The organism is Actinomadura sp. KC06 (genome assembly GCF_004348735.1).
Classification (GTDB): domain Bacteria; phylum Actinomycetota; class Actinomycetes; order Streptosporangiales; family Streptosporangiaceae; genus Spirillospora.
In genome coordinates this window covers 41,015-49,872 of sequence record NZ_SMKT01000055.1, presented here as the reverse complement: position 1 = coordinate 49,872, position 8,858 = coordinate 41,015, and the positions used below count along the sequence as shown (strand labels likewise).

Annotated in this window: 12 protein-coding genes and 1 pseudogene; 8 read left to right on the top strand and 5 right to left on the bottom strand. The window is 76.4% G+C overall.

The annotated features are described in order from the left end of the window. The 7 genes and pseudogenes from E1287_RS19320 to E1287_RS19290 all read left to right on the top strand — a co-directional run. Positions 1 to 648 (top strand): annotated as a pseudogene (locus E1287_RS19320) (hypothetical protein); the annotation flags it as partial. Beyond that, positions 645 to 911 (top strand): monovalent cation/H+ antiporter complex subunit F, encoded by a 267-nt coding sequence (locus E1287_RS19315; RefSeq protein ID WP_207934313.1) that lies wholly within the window; start codon positions 645 to 647, stop codon positions 909 to 911. The pseudogene E1287_RS19320 and the gene E1287_RS19315, both read left to right, overlap by 4 nt. 14 nt (positions 912 to 925) lie before the next feature. Continuing rightward, positions 926 to 1,255 (top strand): monovalent cation/H(+) antiporter subunit G, encoded by a 330-nt coding sequence (locus E1287_RS19310; RefSeq protein ID WP_131966360.1) that lies wholly within the window; start codon positions 926 to 928, stop codon positions 1,253 to 1,255. Then, positions 1,252 to 1,608, top strand: a complete 357-nt coding sequence (locus E1287_RS19305; protein ID WP_243719197.1) for a DUF4040 domain-containing protein — start codon at positions 1,252 to 1,254, stop codon at positions 1,606 to 1,608. Before E1287_RS19310 ends, E1287_RS19305 begins: the two co-directional genes overlap by 4 nt. Continuing rightward, positions 1,605 to 2,336, top strand: a complete 732-nt coding sequence (locus tag E1287_RS46380) for an MnhB domain-containing protein (RefSeq protein ID WP_131966359.1) — start codon at positions 1,605 to 1,607, stop codon at positions 2,334 to 2,336. The genes E1287_RS19305 and E1287_RS46380 overlap by 4 nt, the downstream gene beginning before the upstream one ends. Continuing rightward, positions 2,333 to 2,686: a sodium:proton antiporter gene (locus E1287_RS19295; RefSeq protein ID WP_131966358.1), complete on the top strand. Its 354-nt coding sequence runs from the start codon at positions 2,333 to 2,335 to the stop codon at positions 2,684 to 2,686. The genes E1287_RS46380 and E1287_RS19295 overlap by 4 nt, the downstream gene beginning before the upstream one ends. After that, a complete protein-coding gene (locus E1287_RS19290; RefSeq protein WP_207934312.1) occupies positions 2,683 to 4,506 on the top strand; it encodes a complex I subunit 5 family protein in 1,824 nt (607 codons plus the stop codon). Before E1287_RS19295 ends, E1287_RS19290 begins: the two co-directional genes overlap by 4 nt. 39 nt (positions 4,507 to 4,545) lie before the next feature. Here E1287_RS19290 and E1287_RS46375 read toward each other — a convergent pair whose 3' ends face one another. The 4 genes from E1287_RS46375 to E1287_RS19270 form a co-directional block, all read right to left on the bottom strand. Further along, entirely contained in the window at positions 4,546 to 5,178 is a 633-nt protein-coding gene (locus E1287_RS46375) for a hemerythrin domain-containing protein (RefSeq protein ID WP_131966357.1), read from the bottom strand. Positions 5,179 to 5,281: 103 nt separating this feature from the next. After that, the gene (locus tag E1287_RS19280) at positions 5,282 to 6,103 is read right to left on the bottom strand and encodes a TetR/AcrR family transcriptional regulator C-terminal domain-containing protein (RefSeq protein ID WP_131966356.1); all 822 of its coding nucleotides are present in this window, start codon (positions 6,101 to 6,103) and stop codon (positions 5,282 to 5,284) included. A 107-nt stretch (positions 6,104 to 6,210) separates the two neighbouring features. Continuing rightward, positions 6,211 to 6,672 carry a pyridoxamine 5'-phosphate oxidase family protein gene (locus E1287_RS19275; RefSeq protein ID WP_131966355.1) on the bottom strand — a complete coding sequence of 154 codons (462 nt, stop codon included), beginning with the start codon at positions 6,670 to 6,672 and terminating at the stop codon, positions 6,211 to 6,213. Between the two features lie 66 nt (positions 6,673 to 6,738). Next, a complete protein-coding gene (locus E1287_RS19270) occupies positions 6,739 to 7,167 on the bottom strand; it encodes a VOC family protein (protein WP_131966354.1) in 429 nt (142 codons plus the stop codon). Positions 7,168 to 7,275: 108 nt separating this feature from the next. Here E1287_RS19270 and E1287_RS19265 point away from each other — a divergent pair, with 108 nt between their 5' ends. Beyond that, on the top strand, positions 7,276 to 8,256 hold the full coding sequence (locus E1287_RS19265) for a YafY family protein (protein WP_131966353.1): 981 nt from the start codon (positions 7,276 to 7,278) through the stop codon (positions 8,254 to 8,256). Between the two features lie 68 nt (positions 8,257 to 8,324). Here E1287_RS19265 and E1287_RS19260 read toward each other — a convergent pair whose 3' ends face one another. Then, positions 8,325 to 8,825: a MarR family transcriptional regulator gene (locus E1287_RS19260; protein WP_131966352.1), complete on the bottom strand. Its 501-nt coding sequence runs from the start codon at positions 8,823 to 8,825 to the stop codon at positions 8,325 to 8,327. Positions 8,826 to 8,858: the final 33 nt, after the last annotated feature.

Genomic DNA, 8,858 nt, shown 5'->3' with positions numbered 1-8,858 from the left:
ACACAGCTCCCCGGACGCCCCCGCACGGACGCGCTGGCCGGACGCGCTGGTCGGGCGGCGGGCACGGTTGGAACCGTCCCGCCGGGTATGCCGGAGGCCATGCCCGACAACCCGCCCGCACGCCCGGCTCCACGGCCGCGCCCCGGGCCCGCGCGGCGCGCCGCCGAGCCTCTCGCCTGGTGGACGGCGCTGCTGGCCGGGTACCTCGCGCTGGCGTCCGGCATCACCCCCACCGAGATCACCGTCGGGGCCCTGACGGCCGCCGCCGGCGCCGCCGCGGCCGTCGCCGGACGCCGCGCCCTGCTCCCCGCCCGCGACGCCGAGGACCGACACCGGCGGACCGTCCCGCCCGCCCGGCTCCTGCCCGCGCTGGCGCTGCTGCCCGGCCAGATCGCCGCCGACACCGCCCGCATCACCGTGCGCGGCGCCGCCGGCGGGCGCTGGACGGACCTGGCCGTCGCGCCCGGACCCGCCGGCCGCGCCGCCGCGACATTGCTGATGTCCGCCTCCCCCGGCGCCTACGCCGGAGCCGTCGACCCCGGGCGCGGGCTGCTGCGCGTGCACCGCCTCGCCCGCCGCGCGTCCCCGGCCGAACGGCGCCTGCGCGACGCCGGGCTCATCACCGACCCCGCCGGGGAGGCGCCGTGAAGACCGACGCGCTCGGCACCGCGGTGCCCGCCCTGATCCTCATGGCCGGCGCGCTGCTCCCGGCGCTGTCGGCCACCCTCCACGGCCGCCCCGCCGCACGGCTCGCCGGGCTCATCGTCACCGGGCCGCTGGTCACCCTCGTCCTCGTCCTGCTCGCCGCCGCCTACGGCCGTCCCGCCTACCTCGACGTCGCGCTGGTGCTGGCACTGCTGTCGTTCGCCGGGTCGCTGGTGTTCGCGCGGTTCCTCAGCCGGACCCTGTGACCCGGAGGACGCCGATGCCCCTCGACCTGCTCGACCTGCTCGCCGGCGCGCTGACCTGGGCCGGAGTCGCCGTCGCCGGCGCCGCCGGGCTGCGGCTGGCCGCCACCCGCGACGCCGCGGCCCGCCTGCACGCCGCCGCGCCCGTCACCGTGCTCGCCGCGCCGCTGCTCATCGCCGGGACGGCGCTGCGGCCCTGGTCGTCCTGGCACGACGTCGCCAAGCTCGCCGTCATCGCCGTCCTGCTCGCCGCGACCGGGCCCGCCACCGTCGTCACCGCCGCGCAGGCCGTCGAGCGCGCCGCCCACAAGCCCGAGCCCGAGGAACGCGGGGAGGCCCCGCCGTGACACCGGACGCGCTGTCCGGGCCGCTCGCCGACGCCCTCATCTGCCTCGCGCTCGCCCTCGCCGCGCTCATGGCGACCGCGGTCGTGCTGACGCGCGAGACCGTCCGGCAGGCGATCGTCCTGTCGGGATACGGGCTGGTCCTCGGCCTGCTGTTCCTCATCCTGCAGGCCCCCGACGTCGCCATGTCCCAGATCGGCGTCGGGACGGTCCTGCTGCCGCTCATCGTCGTCCTGGCACTGCACGCCGCCCGCCGCCACCGCGCCCCCGAAACCCGGAACACCGCGGGCCCGAACAACGAAGCCCGCGGCACCGCGGGCGGACGGCGGGACGGGGAGACGGAGGGACGCCGGTGAAGGCCCGCACCCGCGTCGCGCTGTTCGCGTCCGGCGCCGCCGGCACCGCCGCCCTGTTCACCGCCGGGACCCTCGGCCTGCCCGCCTTCGGCGGCGCCCTGCACCCCTACGCCGACCGCGCCGTCCGCCACGCCGTCGCGCAGGGCACCCCCAACGCCGTCGCGTCGGTCACCTTCGACCAGCGCGCCTTCGACACCCTCGGCGAGGAGATCATCCTGCTGTCGGCCGCGATCGCCGCCGTCGTGCTGCTGCGCGCCGTGCGCAGCGAGGAGGAGGACGCCGGCGGCTCCCACCGGCACGGGCCCGCCGACGTGCCCGACGCGCTGCGGATCATCGGATACCTGCTGCTGCCCGTCACCCTCACCGCAGGCGTGTACATCGTCGCGCACGGGCACCAGTCCCCCGGCGGCGGATTCCAGGGCGGCGTCGTCCTCGGCACCGCCATCCACCTGCTCTACCTGGCGGGCGACTACCCGGCGCTGCAGCGGCTGCGCCCCATCCCGCTGTTCGAGACCGCCGAGGCCGTCGCCGCCGCCGTGTTCGTCGCGATCGTGCTGGCCGCCGGCGCGTGGGCCGCGACCGGGCGGGTGCCCGCCCTCAACGGCGCCGTCGGCGCCGAGGTCGGCTGCGCCCTGGTCCTGCTGCTCGGCAGGTTCTTCGACCAGGCCCTCCTCGTCCGCGACCCCGCCCCCGAAACCGGCCCCGCCGACTCCCGGGAGCGGCCGTGAGCGTCCTGCCCTACCTGACCGCCGGCTGGATCATGCTCGTCGGCGTCTACGGGATCGTCACCAGCCGCGACCTCATCCACGCCGTGGTGTGCCTGTCGGTCACCCAGTCCGGCACCTACGTGCTGCTGCTGGCCATCGGGTACCGGTCCGGCGCCACCGCGCCCGTCTTCTCCGACCGGCCACCGCCGCCCGCCGGCGGGCCCGTCACCGACCCCGTCGTCCAGGCCATGGCCCTCACCGACATCGTCGTCGGCGCCACCGTCACCGCGCTGCTGCTCGCCCTGACCGTCCAGGTCGCCAAGCGGCGCGGCACCCTGGACCCCGGCGCCCTGCGGTCCCTCGAACCGTGATCCTGCAGCTCACCGTCGCCCTGCCCGTCCTGGTCGCCGCGCTGCTCGCCGCCGCCGGGCGGTGGCTGCCGCGCCTGGCCGTCGACGTCGCCGCCCTCGCCACCGCCACCGCCGTCACCGCGCTCACCGCGCTCACCCTCGCCCGCTCCGGCCGCGACCCGCAGGTCGTGTGGCTCGGCGGCTGGGGCCCCGGCACCGGCGTCGGGATCCCGCTGGCCGCCGACCCGCTCGCCGCCGCGCTCGCCTGCACCGCCGCCGCGCTCACCCTGGCCGCGCTGGCGTTCTCCTGGCGGTACTTCACCGAGATCCAGGCGATCTTCCACGCGCTGGTGCTGCTGTTCCTGGCGTCGATGTGCGCGTTCACCTACACCGGCGACCTGTTCGACGCGTTCGTGTTCTTCGAGCTGATGAGCGTCGTGGCGTTCGCGCTGACCGGGTACCGGTCCGAGGAGCCCGCCACCGTCCACGGCGCGCTGAACTTCGGGATCGTCCAGTCGATCGGCGCCTACCTCACCCTCGCCGGCATCGCGCTGGTCTACGGCCGCACCGGGCAGCTCGGCCTCGCCGCCGCCGGACGCCACCTCACCGGCACCGGCACCGGCACCGGTTCGGGGGAGGCCGACGCGCTGGTCACCGCCGCGTTCGTGCTGATCTGCACCGGATACCTGGTCAAGGCCGCCGCCGTCCCGTTCCACTTCTGGCTCGCCGACGCCCACGCCGTCGCCCCCACCCCCGTCTGCGTCCTGTTCTCCGGCGTCATGGTCGAACTCGGCGTCTACGGGGTCGCGCGGACCTACTGGGCGGTGTTCCCCGGCCTGGTCCCACTGCGCGCCATCGCCGTCCTCGGCGCGGCCGCCGCGCTGCTCGGCGCGGTCATGTGCGTCCTGCAGCACCACGTCAAGCGCCTGCTGGCCTACTCCACCATCAGCCACGCCGGGCTGCTGCTGGTCGGCGTCGCCGCCGCGACCCCCGACGCGCTCGCCGGCACCGCCTACCACCTGGCCGGGCACGCCGGGGTGAAGGGCGCGCTGTTCCTCGGCGCCGGGGCCCTGCTCAACCGGCACGAGACCGTCGACGCCCGCGAGCTGCGCGGACGCGGCCGCGGCATGCCCGTCACCGGGGTCACGTTCCTGACCGGCGCGCTGTGCCTGGCCGGGCTGCCGCCGTCGGGGCTGTTCGCCGGGCACGCGGTCACCGAGCACGCCGCCCTCGCGATCGGATGGTGGTGGTACACGCCGCTGTCGGTCGCCGCGTCCGCGCTCACCGCCGGCGCCGTCCTGCGCGTGTGGCTCGTGGTGTGGCGCCGCGCCCCCGAACCCGGCGCCCCCGAACCCGGCGGCCCCGGATCCTCCGCGCCGGAGGACGGGCACGAGGACCCCGAGACGCCCGTCACGCTGCGCTCCCTCCCCTGGACGATGCTCGCCCCCGGCATCGTCCTGCTCGCCGCCGGGCTGCTGCTCGGGCTGACGCCCGGCGGGCCCGTCGCCGCCGCGGCCGAGGCGTTCGCGAGCCGGGACGCCTACGCCGGGCTCGTCCTGGACGGCCACGTCGCGCACCCGCCGCCGCACCTCCCGCCCGCCGACCCGTGGACCCTGCCCGGCCTCGCCGGATCCGCCGTCACGCTCCTGCTCGCCGCGGCCGTCGCCGCCGCCTCCGTCCACCGCGCCCCCCGGCGCCTTCGCACCGGACGGCTCCCCGGACGCGCCGCCGCCGGCACCGCCGCGCGCCTGCGCGCCCTGCACTCGGGCCACATCGGCGACTACGCCGCCTGGCTCACCGCCGGCGTCGCCGTCCTGGCCCTGCTCACCGCCCGCTTCTGACCCCACCCAGGGGCGGCGGAAGGCGCGCCGCCGCCGGGGTCAGACGCTCCAGAGGCGGCGCTTGCGGTAGTGCGGCTCCCACATCACCCGGTTCAGGTCCCGCAGCGGCGCCGGCAGCGCCGTCAGGAACCGGCTCCGCTCGATCGGCGCGATCCCGTCCACCACCCACGGCACGAACATCGGCGTCCTGGCCTCGCAGCGCCGCCTGGCCTCCTCGGCGAGCGCCCGCCACTCCTCGTCGGCCAGCACCGACTCCGCCAGCGGCAGCGCGCCGGTCTCCTCATGCCGCAGGTACACCTCCAGCGCCGCGCGCAGCTCGGCCACCGCCGGGCGCAGATCCCCGCCGTCCTGCTCCATCACCGCGTCGACCCGGACGATCAGCGGCTCGAGCCTCGCGTGCTCGGCGCGGACCTCCGCCAGCACCGCCAGCTCCACCCGGCGGCCCCCGACCGCCCGCTCCACCCGCGGCCACAGCACCCGGTCCTCCAGGTCGTGATGCGCGCGGAACAGGTCCTTGAAGTTCTCCCAGCCCGCGCGGACGTGCGCGGCCCGGCCCTTGCCCGCCGCCACCGCCGCCGCGAGCCGGTCCACGTCCCGCAGGAACGCCTCGTGCGCGGCGCGCAGGATCGTGTGGCAGGTCATCTCGCGCGGCTGAATCGCGAATGCTTCCATACAAGTAAGAGCACTTCCGACCCCCCGGATGTGACGTCCCGGCGCGGCAAGAGACCCAACTCACACCAACCCGCCGTCCTGCCCGTGGAGGCCGCCGGCGGGGTCAGGGACGGGCGGCGACGGCGGCCTCGATACCGTCCAGGACCAGGACGAGCCCGCCCTCGAACGCCTCCCGCGCCGCCCGCTCCAGAAACGGCACCTCCCCCACGTCCCCGCCCTGTCCCGCGGCGCCGGTGGAGGTGTCCTCGGCCTGCAGCCAGGCCACCAGCGGGAACCGCTCGGCGAACCCCGGGACCAGGTCCTGCAGGACGCCCGCGCGCCCCGTCCACCACCGCTCCTCCGACAGGCCCGTCGCCCGCACCGCCTGCCGCGACTCCGCCAGCGTCAGCGCCGCGCCCCGCACCACGCTCGACAGCGCCGCCACCGCCCGCCGCACCCGCGGCGCCGCCAGGCCCGTCCCGGCCAGGACGCCCAGCAGCGCCTCCAGCGCCCGGTACTCCCCCGGCCCCAGCACCGGACGCGCCTGCGACACCTGCAGCATCCACGGATGCCGCAGGTAGAACGCCCAGGAGTCCTCCGCCCACGCCTCCAGCGCCGCGCGCCAGCCCGCCGAGGCGTCATAGCCGCCGGGCAGCTCCCCCAGCGCCCGGTCGTACATCAGGTCGACCAGCACGCTCTTGCCGGGCACATAGGTGTACAGGGCCATCGCGGTGCGGCCGAGCCGCTCGCCGACCGCGCGCATCGACAGCGCCGCCATGCCCTCGGCGTCGGCGACCGCGATCGCCGCGTCCACGATCACCGCCACGCTCAGCCCCGGCCGCGGCCCGGGCCGCGCCCCCTCCGGCTCACCGGCCTCGCCGGGGCCGCCGTGCCACAGCAGGTCCATCGAGCGGCGAGCGTCGCCCTGCCCCGCGAAGACGACCACCTAGCATCTCCTTAGGCCATGAAACAGCGCGCCGAGACGGATCTCTTTACGGCCTAATCTATCGAACGGACGCGAAGGCCCGCAGCCCCCGGTTCGGTGGACGGCGCTCATTCGGCCACGAGCCAGCGGCCGTCGCGCATGACGTCGCGGCCCGGCAGCTCGTTGACCTCACGCCACGCCTGGATCCGCGACGGCCGCACCCGGAAGTACAAGTAGTGCTGGGACTCGGACCGCGGCTCGAAATCGGTCTTGGCGGCGAACGCGTCGGCCGTGCCGGCCTGCAGCTCCGCGGCCTCCAGCGCCTCCACCGCCCCGTCGATCATGACGACGTCGCGTGTGCCGCCCACCCCGACGCGGGCCGTCCCCGACAACCGCAGGTTCCGCCCCGTCGCGCTCTGCGACGGTGTCGCGACCAGCAGCGACGAGCCGTCCCACAGGAACGACAGCGGCACCATGTAGGGGGCGCCGGTGCGCGGGTCGGCGGTGGCCACCCACGCGTCCACGTCGCGGCCGAGCCGGTCCAGGACGTCGTGCTTGCGCTGCTCGGGCGTGCGGGCGGGCGGGAGCATCGCGGCCTCCTCCTGATCGGGAAGCCCAACGGTAGCCCCCGCCCGCGGCCCGGACGCCGCCGGGTCTCAGCCCCGCCCGGTCGTGGCGAGCGTCTCCACGTAGTGCGGGTTGGACATCACGCCCAGGATGTTGCCGAACGGGTCGACGACCGACGCGGTGACGAACCCGCGCCCCTCGCCCCGCTCGGTGATCTTCTCGTGCTCGGTCGCGCCCAGCGACAGCAGCCGCGCCACCGCCGCCTGCAGGTCGTCGACGTGCCAGTACATGATCGCGCCGCCCGGGCCCGCCGCGTCCGCGCCGCCGGGACGGAACCGGGCGTCGATGAGGCCAAGCTCGTGCTCGTAGTCCCCGACCCGGAACTCGTAGTAGGCGACCCCGCCGCCCGGGCCCGGGACGCTGAAGTACGGCTGCACGCCCAGCAGCTCGGCGTACCAGTCCTTGGCGGCCTCCATGTCGTCGGCCCAGAAGTTGAGGGTGGCGAATCCACGCAGCATGTCCTGCCTCCTTCACCGGGGCCGGGATCTCCTTCCCGGCCCGACGTCTACGACGCTATCCCGCCAATAGGTCAACGAACGTCCTATTAGGGCGGCAGGATGGGAAATATGCGCGATCCGTCCGGACGGCTGCTGCGGCTGCTGTCCCTCCTGCAGACCCCCCGCGAATGGTCCGGCGCCGAACTCGGCGACCGGCTCGGCGTCACCGCCCGCACCATCCGCCGCGACGTCGACCGGCTCCGCGAGCTCGGCTACCCCGTCCACGCCACGCACGGCAACACCGGCGGCTACCGGCTCACCGCCGGCGCCGCGATGCCGCCCCTCGTGCTGGACGACGACGAGGCCATCGCCATCGCGATCGGCCTGCGCACCGCCGCCGCCGGCGCCGTCACCGGCATCGAGGACACCTCGCTGCGCGCCCTGGCCAAGCTGGAGCAGGTCCTCCCCCACCGGCTGCGCAGCCGCGTCGCCGCGCTGTCGGCCGCCGCGGTGTCCCTCCCGCCGCAGGACGCCGCCCCGCCCGCCGCCGACCCCGGCGTCCTGGCGCAGCTCGCCGCCGCCTGCGTCACCCGCGAGAAGGTCCGCTTCACCTACACCGCCGCCGCCGGCCGCGAGACCCGCCGCCACGCGCAGCCGCACCGCCTGGTCGCCGCGGGCCGCCGCTGGTACCTGGTCGCCTACGACGAGGACCGCGCCGACTGGCGCACCTTCCGCGCCGACCGCATCACCGGCCCGCACCGCACCGGCGTCCGCGGGCCCGAACGCGAGCTGCCCGGCGGCGCCGACGCCGTCACCTGGGCGATGGACGCCCTCGCCGGCGGCTCCGGGACGATCCGCGCCCGGCTGCGGCTCCACCTGCCCGCCGAGGAGGCCGCCCAGCACGTCACCGCCTGGCAGGGCGTCCTGGAACCGGTCGACGACCGCACCTGCCTCCTGCACACCCAGTCGGACTCGCTGCGGTTCCTGGCCTACCGCGTCACCCTGCTGACCGTGGACTACACGCTGCTCGACCCGCCCGAACTCGCCGACCACCTCGCCGCCATCGCCACCCGCGCCACCCGGGCCATCCGCCTCTTCACCCGGCCCTGACCGCCGCCCCGGCGGCGGCCCGGCGGCGGCCCGGGCCCCCGGGCGCGGCCGGTCCGCGGGCCCGGGGATCAGCCGAGGGAGGTGTCGCCCAGCGACTCCAGCAGCGTGCGCAGCGACCCCGCCAGCCGCTCCCGCTCGGCCGCGTCCAGCCCCGCCAGCAGCCGCTCCTCGTTGGCGACGTGCAGGCCCACCAGCTCGTCCACCACCTCCAGCCCCCGCGCCGTCAGCCGGATCCGCACCGACCGCCGGTCACCGGCGTCCCGGACCCGCTCGACCAGCCCCCTGGCCTCCATACGGTCGATCCGGTTGGTGATCGCGCCCGAGGTGACCATCGCCGCCCGCAGCAGCCCGCCCGCCGTCAGCTCGTAGGGGGCGCCGTGGCGGCGCAGCGTCGCCAGCACGTCGAACTCCCAGCGCTCCAGCCCGTGCGCGGCGAAGAAGTCCTTCAGCTCCCGGCCCAGCAGCTGCTGCGCCCGCGAGATCCGCCCGATGACGCCCATCGGCGACGAGTCCAGGTCGGGCCGCTCGCGCTCCCACTGCGCCAGGATCGCGTCCACCGCGTCGGCCATGGGTCCTCCTCGATCCACAATCTCAACGTTGAG